At 64.8% G+C, this 17,203-nt stretch carries 18 protein-coding genes and 1 pseudogene; 7 read left to right on the top strand and 12 right to left on the bottom strand.

The genetic code is table 11. The annotated features are described in order from the left end of the window. Positions 1-18: 18 nt before the first annotated feature. The 9 genes from gspD to gspG all read right to left on the bottom strand — a co-directional run bounded on the left by gspD (position 19) and on the right by gspG (position 7,966). Positions 19-2,337 (bottom strand): type II secretion system secretin GspD, encoded by a 2,319-nt coding sequence (gspD, locus tag QHG62_RS19705; protein WP_281147378.1) that lies wholly within the window; start codon positions 2,335-2,337, stop codon positions 19-21. A 2-nt stretch (positions 2,338-2,339) separates the two neighbouring features. After that, complete coding sequence (gene gspN, locus QHG62_RS19700) at positions 2,340-3,140, bottom strand: type II secretion system protein N (RefSeq protein WP_281147377.1); 801 nt, start codon at positions 3,138-3,140, stop codon at positions 2,340-2,342. 16 nt (positions 3,141-3,156) lie between these two features. Then, positions 3,157-3,687 (bottom strand): type II secretion system protein GspM, encoded by a 531-nt coding sequence (gspM, locus tag QHG62_RS19695; protein ID WP_281147376.1) that lies wholly within the window; start codon positions 3,685-3,687, stop codon positions 3,157-3,159. Beyond that, positions 3,684-4,895 carry a type II secretion system protein GspL gene (gene gspL, locus QHG62_RS19690; protein ID WP_281147375.1) on the bottom strand — a complete coding sequence of 404 codons (1,212 nt, stop codon included), beginning with the start codon at positions 4,893-4,895 and terminating at the stop codon, positions 3,684-3,686. Before gspL ends, gspM begins: the two co-directional genes overlap by 4 nt. Positions 4,896-5,031: 136 nt before the next feature. Beyond that, the gene (gspK, locus tag QHG62_RS19685) at positions 5,032-6,033 is read right to left on the bottom strand and encodes a type II secretion system minor pseudopilin GspK (protein WP_281147374.1); all 1,002 of its coding nucleotides are present in this window, start codon (positions 6,031-6,033) and stop codon (positions 5,032-5,034) included. Then, positions 6,030-6,716, bottom strand: a complete 687-nt coding sequence (locus tag QHG62_RS19680; protein WP_281147373.1) for a PulJ/GspJ family protein — start codon at positions 6,714-6,716, stop codon at positions 6,030-6,032. Before QHG62_RS19680 ends, gspK begins: the two co-directional genes overlap by 4 nt. After that, entirely contained in the window at positions 6,716-7,090 is a 375-nt protein-coding gene (gene gspI, locus QHG62_RS19675; protein ID WP_281147372.1) for a type II secretion system minor pseudopilin GspI, read from the bottom strand. Before gspI ends, QHG62_RS19680 begins: the two co-directional genes overlap by 1 nt. Then, on the bottom strand, positions 7,087-7,551 hold the full coding sequence (locus QHG62_RS19670) for a type II secretion system protein (RefSeq protein ID WP_281147371.1): 465 nt from the start codon (positions 7,549-7,551) through the stop codon (positions 7,087-7,089). Before QHG62_RS19670 ends, gspI begins: the two co-directional genes overlap by 4 nt. Beyond that, positions 7,526-7,966 carry a type II secretion system major pseudopilin GspG gene (gene gspG / locus QHG62_RS19665; RefSeq protein WP_281147370.1) on the bottom strand — a complete coding sequence of 147 codons (441 nt, stop codon included), beginning with the start codon at positions 7,964-7,966 and terminating at the stop codon, positions 7,526-7,528. The genes QHG62_RS19670 and gspG overlap by 26 nt, the downstream gene beginning before the upstream one ends. A 49-nt stretch (positions 7,967-8,015) precedes the next feature. Between gspG and QHG62_RS19660 the strand changes: the two genes are divergently transcribed. Further along, complete coding sequence (locus QHG62_RS19660) at positions 8,016-8,651, top strand: type II secretion system protein N (protein ID WP_281147368.1); 636 nt, start codon at positions 8,016-8,018, stop codon at positions 8,649-8,651. Positions 8,652-8,661: 10 nt separating this feature from the next. Here QHG62_RS19660 and ilvA read toward each other — a convergent pair whose 3' ends face one another. Continuing rightward, entirely contained in the window at positions 8,662-10,275 is a 1,614-nt protein-coding gene (ilvA, locus tag QHG62_RS19655) for a threonine ammonia-lyase, biosynthetic (RefSeq protein WP_281147367.1), read from the bottom strand. Positions 10,276-10,324: 49 nt separating this feature from the next. Here ilvA and QHG62_RS19650 point away from each other — a divergent pair, with 49 nt between their 5' ends. Next, positions 10,325-11,455, top strand: a complete 1,131-nt coding sequence (locus QHG62_RS19650) for a hypothetical protein (RefSeq protein ID WP_281147365.1) — start codon at positions 10,325-10,327, stop codon at positions 11,453-11,455. Between the two features lie 89 nt (positions 11,456-11,544). On the opposite strand, the pseudogene QHG62_RS19645 reads toward QHG62_RS19650, so the two are convergent. After that, positions 11,545-12,981 (bottom strand): annotated as a pseudogene (locus QHG62_RS19645) (porin). Positions 12,982-13,213: 232 nt separating this feature from the next. Between QHG62_RS19645 and QHG62_RS19640 the strand changes: the two are divergent. Beyond that, the gene (locus QHG62_RS19640) at positions 13,214-13,663 is read left to right on the top strand and encodes an OsmC family protein (RefSeq protein ID WP_281147363.1); all 450 of its coding nucleotides are present in this window, start codon (positions 13,214-13,216) and stop codon (positions 13,661-13,663) included. An 11-nt stretch (positions 13,664-13,674) separates the two neighbouring features. On the opposite strand, the gene coq7 is transcribed toward QHG62_RS19640, so the two are convergent. Next, positions 13,675-14,304 (bottom strand): 2-polyprenyl-3-methyl-6-methoxy-1,4-benzoquinone monooxygenase, encoded by a 630-nt coding sequence (gene coq7, locus QHG62_RS19635; protein WP_281147361.1) that lies wholly within the window; start codon positions 14,302-14,304, stop codon positions 13,675-13,677. Positions 14,305-14,585: 281 nt separating this feature from the next. Between coq7 and QHG62_RS27825 the strand changes: the two genes are divergently transcribed. The 4 genes from QHG62_RS27825 (at position 14,586) to QHG62_RS19620 (ending at position 17,203) form a co-directional block, all read left to right on the top strand. Continuing rightward, positions 14,586-14,792: a porin gene (locus tag QHG62_RS27825; protein WP_281147359.1), complete on the top strand. Its 207-nt coding sequence runs from the start codon at positions 14,586-14,588 to the stop codon at positions 14,790-14,792. A 147-nt stretch (positions 14,793-14,939) separates the two neighbouring features. Next, positions 14,940-15,125, top strand: coding sequence for a porin (locus QHG62_RS27820; protein WP_432445624.1), 186 nt, complete (start codon positions 14,940-14,942; stop codon positions 15,123-15,125). Continuing rightward, positions 15,082-16,032 carry a porin gene (locus tag QHG62_RS19625; RefSeq protein ID WP_432445545.1) on the top strand — a complete coding sequence of 317 codons (951 nt, stop codon included), beginning with the start codon at positions 15,082-15,084 and terminating at the stop codon, positions 16,030-16,032. The genes QHG62_RS27820 and QHG62_RS19625 overlap by 44 nt, the downstream gene beginning before the upstream one ends. Positions 16,033-16,222: 190 nt before the next feature. Continuing rightward, a complete protein-coding gene (locus tag QHG62_RS19620; RefSeq protein ID WP_281147357.1) occupies positions 16,223-17,203 on the top strand; it encodes an ABC transporter permease in 981 nt (326 codons plus the stop codon).

The following is a 17,203-nucleotide window of genomic DNA, read 5'->3' as shown; positions in this document are numbered from 1 at the left end:
GGGCGGCGGGCCGCGGCTTCAGGGCAGTTCGCGCGAGCTGGTCGGGTCGGCCGTGGGCGGCAAGGCGCCGCGCAGCGGACTCGGGCGCAGGCTGCGCGTATCGGCTGGCGGACGCGGCGGCGGAATGAGTTGCGTGCCCTGGATGCGTTCGCTGCTGCTGTTGCTGCTGCTTGTGCGGTCGGGGCGCGGCGCCGGTGCTTCGGGCAGAACAGGCGCGGAGTCGACGCCGCGCAGCATGATGTTGTCGGTGTTCGGTTGCGCGCGCTGCTGCATGCCGCGGATCTCGTCGTAGCGGTCATACGAAAACGCTTCGGTCGAGGCGCCGTCGCGCATGACCGCGGGGCGCAGGAACATCATCAGGTTGCTCTTGGTGCGCGACCGGATTTCGTTCTTGAACAGGTTGCCGAGCACCGGAATGTCGCCCGCCACGGGCACCTTCTCGATCGTGTTGTTGTAGTCGTCCGAGAGCAGGCCTCCAAGCATGACAAGGCCGCCGTCCTCCACCAGCACGCTCGATTCGATGGAGCGCTTGTTGGTGGTGGGACCATTGGGGTTGCTGACCGTGTTCTGGTCGACGGTCGAGGTCTCCTGGAAGATGGTCATTTTCACGGTGCCGTTCTCGTTGATGGTCGGGCGCACGCGCAGCGTAAGTCCCACGTCCTTGCGTTCGACGGTGGTGAACGGGTTGATGCCCACCGAACCCGAGGTGCTGGCGTACTGGCCCGTGACGAACGGCACGTTCTGGCCGATGACGATCTTGGCCTCTTCGTTGTCCAGCGTCAGCAGGTTGGGCGTCGAGAGCACGTTCGCGTCGCCGTCGCTGTTGAAGAAGTTGGCGATGGCGCCCAGGATGTATTGCCCGCCGATCTTGCCGGCGATGCCGAGGTTCAACCCCGACGACGGCCGCACATTGGCCACGTCGCGCGTGGCCAGGGCCTGCGTCAGCGCCAGGATGTTGGCGCTGGCGAGGCTCGAATTGGTGCCGATAACGGCGTTGTTGCCGAGCGCGCTCTGCCACTGCACGCCGAAGTTGGCAGCCTTCTTGGCGCTGACCTCAACGATCAGCGCCTCGATCATCACTTGCGCGCGCCGGCCGTCAAGCTTGTCGATCACCGCACGCATCTGCCGGTATTGCGGCTCGGGCGCGGTGATGATCAGCGAGTTGGTCGAGGGGTCGGCCTGGATCTGCCCGCCGGTCGAAGGCTGGTTGGCGTTGTTCAGCGGTGCGTTGGCGGCGGCCGAGCCGCCCTGGCCGCTGAGGCTCGTCTGCTGCATGGGCTGCGGAATATTGGCTTGCGGCTGTGCCTGGCCTCCGCCGCCCGCAGCGCCAGGCGTACCCGGCGTGCCGGGCAGCTGGTTGGCCGCCATGGCGGCGCGCAACGTGGCCGCAAGACGCACGGCATCGGCGTTCTTCAGGTACACCACGTAGATGTTGCCGGCCGCGCCGTTGCTGCTTTCGGCCGGCGCGCGGTCGAGCTTCTCGACCAGCGTGCGCACCAGTGCCGCACGGGCCGGATTGGCCGCGCGCAGGATCAGCGCATTGCTGCGCGGGTCGGCGAGCAGGGTGGTGCGGAACGAAGCGTCGGCCGTGCCCGGCGCGGCGGCGCCCGGTGCGCCCGAGCCGCTGCCGTCGACCAGCCGGGTGATCAGCGGCAGCATGTCGGTGGCAATGGAATGCTTGAGCGGAATCACCTCGATGTCCGAAGCGTTCGGCACGTCGAGCGCCGCGATGATGCGGCTCAGGCGGCGCATGTTGTCCGCGTAGTCGGTGATCACGAGCGAGTTGTTGCCCGGGTTCACGTTGATGGTGTTGTTGGGCGGAATGAGCGGGCGCAGCACCGGCAGCAAGCTGTTGGCGGACTCGTAGTTGAGCCTGAAGATCTGCGTGACGATCTGGTTGCCGGCCACCGAGCCTGCGCTGGGCGTGGCCGTGTTGACGGTCTGGGTCTGCAGCTTGGCGTCGGCCTCGGGCACCACCTTGTAGAGGCCTTCGGACTCGACCACTGCAAAGCCCTGCAGGCGCAGTGCAGAGGCGAACTGATTGAACGCGGCGGCCGGCGCAATGGCTCGGTCGGTGACAAGGTTCATCGTGCCCTTGACGCGCGGGTCGACCACCACGTCGCGGCCGGTCACCACCGCCATGGTGCGGGCCACGGCCTCGATGTCGGCATTGGCAAAGTTGAGCGTGATGGGTTCGCCACGGCGCGGCGCATCGGGGCTGGTGGCTTGCGCGAACGCGGGCGGCACGGCCTGCAGGAAGGTGGCGGCGATCAGCATTTGCGCTGCGAGTGCAACGATGCCGAGGCGACTGCCGTGCGAAGTCAATGGCTTCATCATGATCAACCCAGGGTGATGATCGAACGCGTGTTGTCACGCCGTCCGATGATGTTCAACAAATTGGAAAGTGCGTCTTCGCGGCCGGGTGCGGCGCTGGCTTCGCCGTTGAAGCGGAAGGCGGTGCCGTTCCAGCTGCCGCTGCCGTTCAGCTGCAGGCTGCCTTCGCGCGTGCTCAGCAGCAGGGTGGGCCAGTTGCCGCCCTCGAGCGTGAGCCGGTAGCTGCCCATCGGCTTCAGGGTCGACAGGCTCGACGACACATCGGTGGCGTCGAGCGTGGCCTGGCCTGCGATGCGCAGCACGGGGCCGTCCCACTGCATCGTGAGGGCCCTGGTGGAAAGATCGAGCGTGCCCTCGAGCTTGAGCGTGTTCCAGGGCGCACCCAGGCCCGTCAGCAAGGTGGCGGGCCACCGTGAGCTGCCATCGCCCCACTGCAGCTGCATGCCGTCCGCGCGCGGGCTGGCCTTGAGCTGCAGCGGCCGGGCTGCGCAGCAGGGCAGGTCGAGCGCGGCGAACATGCCGTTCCAGGTGGGCCGCATGCGCCAGTTGAGGGAGCCGGGCAGCGACACCGCTTCGGCGCCGCCCGTACCGCTTGCAAGCACCACTGTTGCGGCACCGTTCCAGACCGTACCGCGCGGGTTGACGAGCAACAGCCGGCCCTGGCTCCAATTGGAAAGAGCCGAGGCCAGCCAGCGGGCCGGCGCGAACAGGACGAGTGCGAGCAGCGCACCGATCGCGATCCCGAGCAAGGCCCAGCGCCAGCCGCCGCGCGGCGTCGGTTCGGAGAGTGAAGAGCGCGTCACCATGCGGCGGTGCTCGTGCTCAACGGGCCGCGGGCAGTGCCATCACGAGCGTGCCCTCCCAACGCAGCTTCGGCGGTTGCGGGTCTTTGCTGCCCGCGGCCGGCGGCGCAGCGGCGGCCCGGGTCAGGTGGGCTTCGCGCGGCACGGCGTGGGCGTTGCCGCGCGCCTGCGAGAGCCACTCGGCGAGGTCGTCCGGTGTGGCGCGCAGCGTGACGGTGGCGGCACCGTCGCCGCTGGCCGTGACGAGCTGGGCATTGGTGCCCAGGCTCTGCCGCACGGAAGTTTCGAGGGCACGCAGTGCGTCGTCGCGGTTCAGCCGGGGCTGGGCCTGCAGCGCCTTTGCGCGGTTCTGCAAGGTGGCCATCTGCTGCAACTGCGCGTCGAGCCGCGCGTGTTCGGCCCGGGCCGCTGCAAGCGTTCGGAGCGCCGGGGCGAGCGCAATCCACCACAGCAGCGCGAGCGCCACGAGCGTCACGGCAACGCCAACCATGCGCCGCTCGCGCAGCTCGAGCGCAGCCCAGCGGGCCCGGAGTTGTTCGGTGAAGTTCATCGCGAAGCCTCGGCTTGCACCAGCAGCAGATCGCCTTCGGCACGCACGCTGTAGCCACGCGGGCCCATGGCACCCGAAAGCCTTGTGAGCTCGGAAGGCTGCAGGCCGAGGCCACGCAGGCGCAGCTGGCCGGCGCTGTAGTCGACGGCGGTGGGTATGCGGCCGGGTGGAAGATTGGAGGCGAGCGCGCCAACCATCGGTTCGAAGTCGCTGCCGGCCACATCGCCCACAGCCTGCTGCAGTGCCGCGACTTCGCGGGCCATTTGCACGGGCGCATCGACCACCAGCTTCACGGAGGGAAAAGTCTCGGTCAGCATGGTCTTGACAGCCTGGCGCTTGGCGTCGAGGGCACTGCGTTCCTTCCAGGCCCAGGCGTTGAGGCCGACCAACTGGGTGAGCAGCAGGGCAATGACGCCCCAGCGCGCGGCGCGCCACTCGGGCGCGTAGCGAAGCGTCTGGACCACCGATGCGAATTTTTTGCCGGCGCGCGCGCGGCCCGTGACGGCGAGGTCGAACTGCGCAAGCTCCCAGGGTGAACGCGCGGCCTGCAGCCAACGCTGGGGCGCCTGCACGATGGGCAGCCGGCGCTCGAGCAGTTGCTCGGCGGCCTGGGCGACGGCGGGCTCGGCTGTGATGACGGCGGTGTCGAGCGGCAGGCTGCCGGAGAGCGCCAGTCCGGCACCCGCGAGCGGCAGCGAAACCACGCCGTCGGCGTCGCACACCGTGAGTTGCGGTGCCTCGGCTTCGCCCGTGACCTGCAGGAGCGGCGGGCCGTCCGCTGGCTGTGGCGCGAACTCAGGCACGATGCGCATCACGCGCCGCCCCGCCGATTCGAGCCCCTGCACGACGCTGCGCAGCCAGATGCGGTTGCAGGCCGCCACCCACACCGGCACGCCGGCCTTGGCATCGGGTTCGAGGGCAAAGTGCAGCGCCTCGGGATCGTCGAGCAGATGTTCTTCGAGCAGGCCGTCGAGTACGGCGCGCAGCTTGGAGGCGCTGCCCATGCTGCCCTTGGGCAAGGTGACGCGGTGCCACGAGAGCGCCGCGGCGGGAATGCCGAGCGTGATTTCCGCGCTGGCCGGGAGCAGCGCGAGCAAGGCGCGGCCATGGTCGCGCAAGGCGATGCCGTCGTCGCCGGCCTGGGCCCAGTCGTACTCGCCCGCGGCGTCCGCCGGAGGGAGGGGGGCGATGAGCAACAGCGGTGTCATTTCGATTTCGGAAGGGCGGCTGATTGTAGGGGTGCGCTTATTGCATTGACGCTACTTTATTTGTAGCGTGTGACGTAGTTGCGACGGGCGTTAGGCAATGATTTTGGTGCAGGAAAACTGGTGGAGGAAGCCGGACTCAGGGTTTAGCCGGAGGGGCCGTCATTCCGGCCCCGCGATTGCGCCAGATGGTCTTCACGGTGACGCCGTCGCGCTGCAGCAGCGACCGCTCTTCCACCCAGGTGCGGTCGAGCCGCAGCCGGCCGTAGACCTCGAAGAACTGGGTGCTCACGCTGTGCTGGGCCGCATTGAACTGCGTGCCGCCATTGGGGAGGGCGGCATTGGCATCGGCAATCTGCTTGAAGAACGAGCGGGTGCGCTTCTCTACCAGTTGGCGCGCATCGCTGATGGTCAAGGACGGCAAGCTGGCGCTGATGGCCTCGGCGCTTGCGGTGTTGATGTTGAGGGGGGTGCGAATCGGCAGGATCGTCACGTAGGGCTCGAGGGCCGCTGCGGTCGAGGGCGAAAGGCCGAGCCACACCAGCTGCGACACCTCTTGCGGCATGAGCGGCGCGGCGCCGGCATCGCCGCCGCCGGCCGGGTCGGTACTTGTTGCCAGTGCGCGCACGAGCGAGCTTGTCATCGCGCCGAGCTCGGACACCGGCAGGCCCAGGATGTTGAACAGCTTGGTGAAGGTGGCAACACTCGCCGGTACAGGCTTGTTGCCATCCACCAGCGACAGCACATTGAGCTTGGATTGCGCATCGACGATGCGGCCCGACAGGAATGCGTCCGGCAGGCCTTCGAGGTTGTCGCTTGCCACGTTTTTCTCGGCCGACAGAAAACTGGTGAGCCGCGCCTCCGCGAGCGGCACGGCCCACGGTTCGGCCAGGTGGTCGGGGCCGCCGGTGAGGGCGTCTTCGCGCAGGATGAGGCGCGACCAGTCGAGTGCGCCAATCAGCACCCACGCGGCCTGCACGCGCCCGCGTTCCGCGGCCTCGACCTCTGACGAACGCCATTGCTGCCACAGCGCGGCGGCGGAGAAGGTTGCGACCAGCATCACGGTGAGCATTGCCGCGAGCAATGCGGCGCCGCGTTGGCAGTTCGGCTGTCTGCGGCTGGCGAAGGTGGGCGCGGTCATGATCGCGGCGCTCCCACCGTGGGCTTGACCCAGTCGCGCGTGAGCGTGCCTGCCAGCCCTTCGCCAGGGGCGAGATTCAGCACCAGGCGAATGCCGTCCGGCATGTTCACGATCGCGCCTGTCGGGTTGGACGGGTTCGCCGGATTAGGCGCACCGGTCGGCAACTCGCCCGCGGGCGTCCAGGTATTTTCGCGAAAGTAGTAGAGCTGCCAGCTGTCCACAGGCATCAGCGCGACCTCGCCGGCGCCGCCTTCCTGCGCCCAGGAGGCGGCCATGTTCCAGGCCTGCTGCCATTCGCCGCGCGTGGTGAAGGGCGGCGATTGCCAGCGCCGCCAGCGGGTGCCGTCGGCACCGGAGCGCAGCGTCCATGCGACCACGTGCATGGCCGGCGCTGCCGCATCGCTGCCGCGCCGTGTGAGCCGCAACACGCGGCCGTTCCAGTCGATGGGGCGCGTTTGCGCGAGCGCGGTCACCGCGTCGAGATCGGCGCTCCATTGCGCGAGTGTGGTCTGCAGCGTCAACACTGCGTCGGCGCGTTGCTGGTTTTGCGTGGTGGCGCGCGACATGCCGTCAAGCCCCCGCCAGCTCACGAGCGCCAGCAGCGCCATCACCGCAATGGCCACGAGCAGTTCGATCAGCGTGAAGCCCCGTCGGCTTTTTTTCTGGCGTGCGGCGCGGCGCATCAGAAGCGGCCCACCACGGTCGAGATGCGCAACACCGGCGCGTTTGCTTCGTCGCGCACCTGCACGTCGACCCGCCGGAAGTTGGGGTTCAGCGTGGCGATGGTGGAAGTGGTCACGTTGAACGAAACGCCAGCCTGAACGCAGATCGAACCCGAATCGCCCACGGCCGGCATTTGCCGCGCGAGCCGCGCCTTGGCGAGCTCGTTCTCGGCGCACAGGTCGGCCAGCAGCAGGTCCGATTGGCGCTGTGCATTGCGGGTGAGCGACATGGTGGCCTGCGAACCCGCCGCCAGCGCCAATGCAACGATGCCGAGCGCAATCAGCACTTCGATCAGCGTGAATCCGCCGTATGCCGAACGCCGCCTGCTGCTCATGGCGTGGTGACGGTGAAAGGCCGCAGGCCGTCGGTCGCAATGCGCAGCGACCGCGCGGGCGGGCCTTCGGAATACAGGACGATCTGCTGTGCGGCAATGATCGGATCCGGGCCCAGCTGCACGGCGGCAACCGGGGCGCCGCCTGCCAGGGAAGCCTGGGCAGTGATACCGCTGGAAGCCCATCCGCTGGGCAGCGCATCGGGGGCCAATCCGTCGAAGACGAAGCCGCCGCCTTCCACGATGCGCCATCGCACCGCGACGCCGCTTGCGCGCGATTGGGCGCGAGCCGATTCGAGCAGCGCGGCCAGCCGGTCGGCCTCGCGGTCGAGCGAGGCGGCGCTGCTGTCGCGCAGCGCAAAGCTCACGCCGGCGGTGGCCATCGCGATGATCGCGATCACCACGATCAGCTCGAGCAGCGTGAAGCCGCGAGCCTGGCTATTGCCAACTGCCGATGTCGGCATTCTTGCCCTCGCCGCCGGCCTGGCCATCGGCGCCGAGCGAGAGCACGTCGATTTCGCCCTTGATACCCGGATTCATGTATTGATACGGATGGCCCCACGGGTCGTTCGGCAGCTTCTCGACGTAGGGTTTCCAGTTGGGTGCGGCAGGGCCGGCGGTGGGGCGCGTGAGCAGCGCCTGCAGGCCTTGCTCGGCCGTGGGGTAGCGCTGGTTGTCCAGGCGATAGAGCTTGAGGGCCTGCATCAGGTTGTTGATGTCGGTCCTGGCGGCGGTCACGCGGGCGTCGTCGGCGCGCTCGATCACGTTGGGCACGATCAGCGCGGCGAGCACGCCGATGATGACCAGCACCACCATCAATTCGATCAGCGTGAAGCCGCGCTGGGCGGTGCGGGCTGCGTCGCGAAGGATTTTTTTCATAGCTTGGATGACATGTTTCGGAAAGCGCGCTGCATGATAATCCGCGGCCATGACAAGTCCCTATTCCGCTGCCCGTTGGCACGCCCCTGTTGCAACCGCGGGACTCTGGGCGCTGGCGGCCGGCGCCGCGGTGTTCTGGGGACTTCGCCTCGCCAGTCCGGCCGAGCCGGTAGCGGCCGCGGCAACAATGCCGCGAGCGCCGGTGTCGGCCGATGCGGAGGCGGTCGCAAGGCTGCTGGGCGCGGTTTCGGCAACGGAAGCTGCGCCTTCGGCGCCCGAGGCAGCCAGCCGCTTTGTGCTTTCGGGCGTGGTGGCCGATCCTTTCAACCAGGGCGCCGCACTGATCTCCATCGACGGCAAGCCTCCGCGCCCGTTCCGTGTCGGCTCGCGTGTCGGCGACAACTATGTGCTGCAGTCGGTGGGCGTGCGTGCGGCGACGCTCGGCACCAGCGCGCAGGGGCCGGCGGCATTTACGTTGCAGTTGCCCGTGCGGGCGCCGATCAGCGTCGGCAACACGGGCTTGCCGAGCATGCCGGCAGCGCCTTCACCTGCGGCACGGCCCAGCGGGCTCTTTCCGGCAGCGGTTCCCCCGGTGATTGCACCTTCGCCTGCCGATGCGGCTGCGCAGCAATCGCAGCAGCCGCAACAGGTGCCACCTCCGGCACCTGCACAAACAGCGCAATAGGGAGCTTCGGTCAGGCCTGCAGGAACAGGCGATACGCCGGATTCGCGGTTTCCTCGACGTAGGGGTAGCCCAGCGTTTCGAGAAAGGCATCGAAGGCGGCTGCATCGCCGGCCGGCACCTGCAAGCCCACCAGAATGCGCCCGTAGTCGGCACCCTGGTTGCGGTAGTGGAAGAGGCTGATGTTCCAGTTCGGCCGCATCAGGTTCAAAAACTTGAGCAGCGCCCCCGGCCGTTCAGGGAAGACGAATCGCAGCAGCCGCTCGTCATGCGCCAGGCCCGTGCGCCCGCCCACGAGATGCCGCAGGTGTTCCTTGGCAAGCTCATCGTGGGTAAGGTCGAGTGCGTCGAAGCCGTGGGCGTTGAATGTCTGCGCGATGGTGGTCGATTCGCCGCGCGTCGACGTGGTCAGGCCCACGAACACATGCGCCTTGGCCGCATCGCTGATGCGGTAGTTGAACTCCGTCACGTTGCGCAGCGCGCCGCCGGTGGAGCCCGCCTCTTGCGACTCGCTCGCCGGCATCTCGCCGACCAGTTCGCAAAAGCGGCGGAAGCTGCCGCGCTCTTCTGGAATCGTTACCGCAAACAGAGCCTCGCGCTCTTCGCCCACCTCGGCGCGTTCGGCGACAAAGCGCAGGCGGTCGAAGTTCATGTTGGCACCGCACAGGATGGCTGCGTAGGTTTCGCCATGGCGGCCATGTCCGGCCACGTATTGCTTGATGGCGGCCACCGCGAGTGCGCCTGCCGGCTCCACGATGCTGCGGGTGTCGACGAAGACGTCCTTGATGGCCGCGCAGACGGCGTCGGTGTCGACCGCAATGTATTCATCGACCAGGTTGCTGGCAATGCGAAACGTTTCTTCGCCGACGAGCTTGACCGCGGTGCCGTCTGAAAACAGTCCGACGTCGGACAGGCTCACGCGTTGATGCGCCGCCACCGATTGCATCATTGCGTCGGAGTCGTTCATCTGCACGCCGATGATCTTGATCTCCGGACGTACCGCCTTGATGTAGTTGGCCACGCCCGAGATGAGTCCGCCGCCGCCTATTGCGACAAAGACGGCATCGAGCCGGCCTTGATGCTGCCGCAGGATCTCCATCGCGATGGTGCCCTGGCCCGCAATCACGTCGGGGTCGTCAAACGGATGCACGAAGGTCAGGCCTTGTTGTGCCTGCAGTTCGAGTGCATGCAGATAGGCATCGGAATAGCTGTCTCCATGCAGCACGACTTCGCCGCCGAAGCCGCGTACTGCATCGATCTTGAGCCGGGGTGTCGTCACCGGCATGACCACCACCGCGCGCGTACCGAGCTTGCGTGCGCCCAGTGCAACGCCTTGTGCGTGGTTGCCGGCCGATGCGCAGATGACGCCACTCGCCAGCTGCTCGGACGTGAGATGCGCCATCTTGTTGTACGCGCCGCGCAGCTTGAAGCTGAAAACCGGCTGCTGGTCTTCGCGCTTGAGCAGCACGGTGTTGCCGAGCCGCTGGCTGAGCGCATTTGCTTTCTCGAGTGCGGATTCGACGGCCACGTCGTAAACGCGGGCGTTCAAAATTTTTCTGAGATAGTCGGCAGGCGTCAGCGCCGGAACAGGGGCATCGCGCACGATTTTTTCCAAGGGAGTTTTCATTTGATAACTGACGATGATAAGAGGCATCGGGATTGCTTGTGGATATGACATGGACACAAATGTCATAAACCTCATTCAAAGAGCCCCGGCCGCGAACGATTCGGGATTTTTTGCGCGTGCTTATCCCGCGATTCATCCGTCCGCAAGTCAGTTAACAGATGAGCAAAATTTGTTATCAGTTTCTGTCAGCGACCTCTCCAAAGGGTTGATGCAAGCAGAGGCTGCGCGCGTACAGCGCGGTGAAATTGGTCGGCCCACCTGGCAGGTGATGGGCAACAGGTTGCGAGCCCACATCGTTCCGCTGCTGGGTGCCGTGCAGGCTCAGGCATTTGCCACGGCTGATGCGCAACGCCTGATCGACCATCTGGGGGCGCAGGGCTTCACCAGCACGACGATTGCGCAGTACCTGGTACTGCTGCGCAAAGTGATCACGCATGGCGTGAACACCGGCGTGCTTCGCAGCGCGCCGGCGTTTCCGAAGGTCAAGGTGCGCAGTCAGCCGCGCGGCAGCTTCAGCGTTGCGGAGTACCGTGCCGTTGTGGCGGCTGCACGCAGGTTGCGCGGGCAGCCGCATCCGGTGCTCGAGCAACTGAGCGCCGGCGAGCGCTTCTGGATCGCGCGCGAGTTGCTCGTCATGCCGGAGGAGCTTCCCTGGCTGATTCGCTGGATGGTGAACACCTTCGTTCGTCCGAGCGATATCAAGCTCATGAAGCACAAGCACATTGAAGTCGTGCGCGCAAAGCACGTCTATTTGCGAATGAACTTGCCCGAGACCAAGCGGCACAGCCAGCCCATCGTGAGCTTGCGTCCTGCGGTGCGGGTTTATGAATGCCTGCTTGCCCATCGTCGCGAGCAAAGCTGTGGCGGGGCGGAAGACTACATCTTCATGCCGCAATTGAAGAATCGTGAACACGCTCTTGCGGTGCTCAACTTTCTTTTCCATTGGGCGTTGGAAGTTACCGCGCTGGAGAAAGGTCCGCTCGGCCAATCGAGAACGCTCTATTGCCTGCGCCACACCGCAATCACGTTGCGGCTGTTGTACGGGCAGGGCATCGACATGCTGACCCTGGCGCGCAATGCGCGCACGAGTGTGAACATGGTCGAGCGGTTCTATGCTTCGGTCCTGAACGGTGAAATGAATGTGGGCCTGCTGCAAAGCAGACGTGGCCGCGTGAGTTGAGCAAGGCCAAAAAGCCGCCCGGCTTGCGCTGGGCGGCTTGACACTGAATCGACTCGAACTGGCTGGAGCCAGCATCGGATCAACGGTGATCAGAAAGCGTGGCGAATGCCGAAGTCGTAGCCGGTCGAGGTCTTCGGGGTGAAGACGTTGCCGCCGATGAAGGGCTGGTTGCCCACCGACAGCGATGCGCCGTTCTTGTTGCTCACGCGAGCCACCGTTGCGTACAGGGCCGTGCGCTTCGACAGGTTGTGAACATAGCCCAGAGCCAGCTTGTTGGCCTTCGGATTGCTGCGTTGGTCGTTGAAGAACAAGTCGTCGGTGCCGCCCGTCTTGTACTTCACGGCCGAGTACGACGCGCGAATCAAGCCGGCGCCGACGGGGACCGTCACGCCCAGCAACCAGCCATTGAGCTTGGTCGACGGCACGGAGCCCGGCTGGACGATGAAGTTGCCGTCGATGTCGGTCTTCAGCTTGGCTTGCGACAGTTCACCGAAGAGCTTTGCGGGACCGAAGTCGTACGAAGCACCGAGGTTCAACGTGTTGACCTTGTTGGTCATGCCGGCGTAGAAGTCGTCGCCCACGGTGCTTTGACCATAGGCCAATGCAACGTCCAGCGGGCCGTTGGCGTAGCCGAAGCGGCCACCGACATAGCGGCCTGCGCGCGAGTTGTTTGCGACATTGGGCGTGGCGAGGCCAGGGCTGTACTTGGTCTTCTCATGGAACGCGTACATCACTTGGCCGTAGAAGCCACCCAGGTTCGGCGGCAGGAAGTAGCCGATCGAATTGCTGGCGCGCGTCGAATTGAGGTTGCCGCCGAAACCGCCAGCGCCGCCGTCGGTGTTGAAGCCGTTGGCCGTCGAGATCAGGTTGGTGCCAACGCCGTTGGTGCCGAACGGATCGAACACTGTTGAAGCCGTTGGCCGTCGAGATCAGGTTGGTGCCAACGCCGTTGGTGCCGAACGGATCGAACACGGTGTCGTTCCAGAACGTGGGGGTGTAGTCACGGTCACGGCCGAGGCGGACTTCACCGAAACCACCCGACAGGCTCACGGTCGAGCGACGAGCGAACGTCGAAACACCGGTTGCGCCGTCGTCGTTGGTGATTGGGGCTTCGAGCCAGAAGCTGGCTGCCAGGCCGCCGCCGAGGTCTTCGGTGCCACGGAAGCCCAGACGGCTGGAGTTGTAGCCCGACCACGGAAGCCCAGACGGCTGGAGTTGTAGCCCGAATTGGCCATGACCGTCTTGCTGGTTTTGACGCTGCCCCGGTTGACGTAGAACGGGTTGTAGACGGGAACGCCGAAAGCGTTGTACGAGACGCCGTTGTACATGTCACGCGAGGTGGACGAGTAGCCGCTGATCGACGCGTCGACCACACCGAAGTCACGCGAGGTGGACGAGTAGCCGCTGATCGACGCGTCGACCACACCGAACAGCGTGACGGACGACTGAGCCGAGGCAACACCGGCAACAGCCAGGGCAGCCAGAGCAACTGCCCTTTGCGGTGCCGAAACTAGAGTGGGTGCCAGTCTCCAGGTATCTGAAGGCACAAAGAAAAAAGCCCCGAGCCTTGCAGCTCGGGGCTAAATCCACCAATTGGAAGGGTGGAGGAGACAACCGGTGCGCACGGCTTCGTGCGCGATGAAATAAAGTATATCGGTTGTTTGCTGCGTTGCAACAAGCGAGTGACGCTTTTCCCACACACAAATTGATGTCTCAGCGAACTTTTTTCACTGAACAATCTTGATTGGATCTGACAAGATGGAATGCACAGTAAGTTGGACCGGCGATTCCGGCACCCGTTCTGCCATGGGGTTCGTGGCTGAAACAGGCAGCGGGCATGTATTGGCGATGGATGGCGCGCCGGATGCGGCAAAGCCCGAAAACGGCGGCCAAAACCTCGCCCCCAGGCCCATGGAAACCGTGCTGGCGGGCACGGGCGGCTGCACCGCTTACGATGTGGTGCTCATCCTGAAGCGGGGCCGGCATCGCGTGGAGCGCTGCAGCGTCAAGCTGACCAGCGAACGCGCGGAAAAAGACCCCAAGGTCTTCACGAAGATCCACATGCACTTCACCGTCGCGGGCAAGGGCATTCCCGCCGCTGCGGTCGAGCGCGCCATCGCAATGAGCCACGAGACCTATTGCTCGGCGAGCATCATGCTTGCGAAGACCGCCGAGATCACCACCAGCTTCGACCTGATCGAAACCTGAGGCGACACGCTTCAGATCCGGTGCGCCACCGTGGTCATTACGCGGGAGGCGAATCGCATCAGGGCCTTGGCCGGGGCCGGCAATTCCACGGCTCCCGCATCGATGGCCTGTTCGGCATGCCGGGCTTCATCGACCTTCATCTGCTCGACCACGGCCCTCGAGGCGCTATCGGCAGACGGAAGACGGCCCAGATGACTCTCCAGATGGGCTTCCACCTGGCGTTCGGTTTCTGCGACGAAGCCCAGGCTCAAAGGGTCTCCCAGGCGTCCGGCTACCAAGCCCAGGCCGAATGCACCCGCATACCAGAGGGGGTTCAGAACCGAAGGCCGGGCGCCGAGCTCGTTCAGACGCTGCTGCGTCCATGCCAGATGGTCGGTTTCTTCGTGCGAGGCTTCGAGCAAGCGGGCGCGCAGGACCGGATCGCGCGCCACTGCGGCCTGTGCGGTGTAAAGCGCTTGTGCACACACTTCTCCGACATGGTTCACCCGCATCAGCGCTCCGGCCTCACGCCGCTCCGAATCAGTCATTTCACCTGGAGCCAGAGCCGGGTGTGGCATGGCCCGCGTGGCGTGGGGCCGCGCAAAAAGAGTACGTAATGCCGCATCCGCTGCGGCCAAGGCGGGATCGAGCGAAAAGATCATCGGCCTATTTGAACCCAAGCAAAAAGTGAGCGGGCGAAACCCTGTTTCATTTCATATTATGGTTTGACGGAGCGCCCAAGCCCTTTGTTGCAGGACTGCAACGAAACGGATGGGCCACCGGAGTTTTCGGGCGAATTGTTTTGCCCTGCCGCAGCGGCTCTGGTGCAATAGCATCAACTTCCCAAAAGGAGGTTGGCCCGGGGTCCGGTGGGAGCACAAAGTGCCAGTCACGGTGAGCCCTTCGCACCGGAGCCCTATGTTTAACCTTGGAGAAACTTGCAATGAAAAAATCTCTAGTTGCTCTGGCTGCCCTGGCTGTTGCCGGTGTTGCCTCGGCTCAGTCGTCCGTCACGCTGTCGTCCGTCACGCTGTTCGGTGTGGTCGACGCGTCGATCAGCGGCTACTCGTCCACCTCGCGTGACTTGAACCCGACGGTTTTTCGGTGTGGTCGACGCGTCGATCAGCGGCTACTCGTCCACCTCGCGTGACTTGAACCCGACGGTTTTCCCCAATGCTTTCGGCATTCCCGTCTACCTGAACCAAGGCAGCGTCAAGGTCAGCCGTCGCGTACTGGCTAACTCGGGCTACAACTCCAGCCGTCTGGGCTTCCGTGGTCGGGCTACAACTCCAGCCGTCTGGGCTTCCGTGGTACGGAAGACCTCGGTGGTGGCCTGGCAGCCAGCTTCTGGCTCGAAGCCCCGATCTCCAACGACGACGGCCAGCAAGGTATTGCGACGTTCGCTCGTCGCTCGACCGTGAGCCTGTCGGGTGGTTTCGGTGAAGTCCGCCTCGGCCGTGAGCCTGTCGGGTGGTTTCGGTGAAGTCCGCCTCGGCCGTGACTACACCCCCACGTTCTGGAACGACACCGTGTTCGATCCGTTCGGCACCAACGGCGTTGGCGTGTTCGATCCGTTCGGCACCAACGGCGTTGGCTCGAACCTGATCAACACCGCAAACGACGCTTTCGGCAGCTTCCTGACCCCGGCAGCTTCGACGGCTCCGTTCACGAACGTTGGCAACAGCAACTACGTTCGCGCCAGCAACACCATCGGCTACTTCCTGCCGCCGAACCTGGGTGGTTTCTACGGCCAAGTCCAGTACGGCTTCAGCGAGAAGACCAAGTACGACAACGGCACGTTCACGCCTAACGTTGCGAACAACTCGCGCGCTGGTCGTTACGTTGGTGGCCGTTTCGGCTACGCCAATGGCCCGCTGGACGTCGCAGTTGCTTACGGCAGCAGCACGATCGGTGACCAGTTCTATGTTGGCACGACCACCAAGGTCAACACGCTGAACCTCGGCGCTTCGTATGACTTCGGTCCCGTGAAGCTCTTCGGTGAAGTGTCGCGCGCCAAGAACAAGGTTGACTACGAAGTCACCCCCCTGTTCACCGGCGGCCGTCCTGACGTTGACCTGACCGGCTACCTGCTCGGCGTGACCGTGCCGGTTGGCGCTGGCCTGATCCGCGCTTCGTACTCGCGCGTCAAGTACGACTTCAACGAAGTCCAACTGCCGTTCGAACCCGCAACGGCTGACCCGAAGGCTAGCAAGCTGGCTCTGGGCTACGTGCACAACCTGTCGAAGCGCACGGCTCTGTACGCTACCGTTGCTCGCGTGAGCAACAAGAACGGCTCGGCTCTGACGGTTGGCGGTCCTGCCTTCGTGACCGGTGCCTTCACCCCGAAGAACTCCACCGGCTACGACTTCGGTATCCGTCACGCTTTCTAATTTGAGGCTGGCTTAGGCCAGCTTTGAATCGAAAGACAAAAGCCACTCGACGAAAGTCGAGTGGCTTTTTTTATTGGGGTTTTGCCGGTGCGTGCCTCGGGTAAACGCACCATCGGCGTGCACCCCCGGGGAATCACCGTGCGGGCACGCACCTTGCACTGCTAGCATGCCTGCTCACTCTGTTTGCTGAATGATTGCCTTCGTCCTGCGCCGCCTGATCCAGGCCGTGATCGTCATGATCGCGGTTGCGTTCATTGCCTTCCTTCTCTTTCAATATGTGGGCGACCCGGTCGTCTTTCTGTTGGGCCAGGACGCCAAGCCCGAGCAGATTCGCGAAATGCGCGCCGCATTGGGGCTCGACCAACCCTTCTTCGTGCAGTTCTGGCACTTTCTCGTCAATGCAGCGCAAGGCGAGTTCGGCCTCAGCCTGCGCCAAGGCGCAAAAGTGTCGCGCCTCATTGGCGAGCGCTTCCCTGCGACGCTCGAGCTTGCGCTCGTCGCCGCGGTGCTAGCGTTGTTCATCGGCATTCCGATGGGCGTCTACACGGCGTTGCGCCGCGGCACCTTTCTGAGCCAGGTCTTCATGACCGTATCGCTGCTCGGCGTGTCGCTTCCCACCTTCCTGATCGGAATCCTGCTGATCCTCGTCTTTGCCGTCACACTGGGTTGGTTTCCGAGCTTCGGACGTGGTGAAACCGTGCAGTTTGGCTGGTGGAGCACCGGCCTCCTGCGCGCCGACGGCTGGCATCACATCGTCTTGCCCGCAGTAACGCTCGCGATATTCCAGCTCACCTTGATCATGCGGCTGGTCCGCGCGGAAATGCTCGAGGTCCTGCGCGCCGACTACATCAAGTTTGCACGGGCCCGCGGGTTGACGAACCGGGCCATCCACTTCGACCACGCGCTCAAGAACACGCTGGTGCCGGTCATGACCATCACCGGCCTGCAGCTCGGCGGCCTGATCGCTTTTGCCATCATCACCGAGTCGGTATTCCAGTGGCCCGGCATGGGCCTGCTGTTCATCCAGGCCGTGACTTTCGCCGACGTCCCGGTGATGGCGGCCTACCTGTGCCTCATTGCGCTGATCTTCGTGGTGATCAACCTGGTGGTCGATCTGTTGTACTTCGTGGTCGATCCAAGGCTGCGCGTTGGCAAGGCGGGAGGACATTGA

The sequence above is a fragment of the Variovorax paradoxus genome (assembly GCF_029919115.1).
GTDB classification, from domain to species: domain Bacteria; phylum Pseudomonadota; class Gammaproteobacteria; order Burkholderiales; family Burkholderiaceae_C; genus Variovorax; species Variovorax paradoxus_O.
This window is presented reverse-complemented; position numbering and strand designations above follow the sequence as displayed.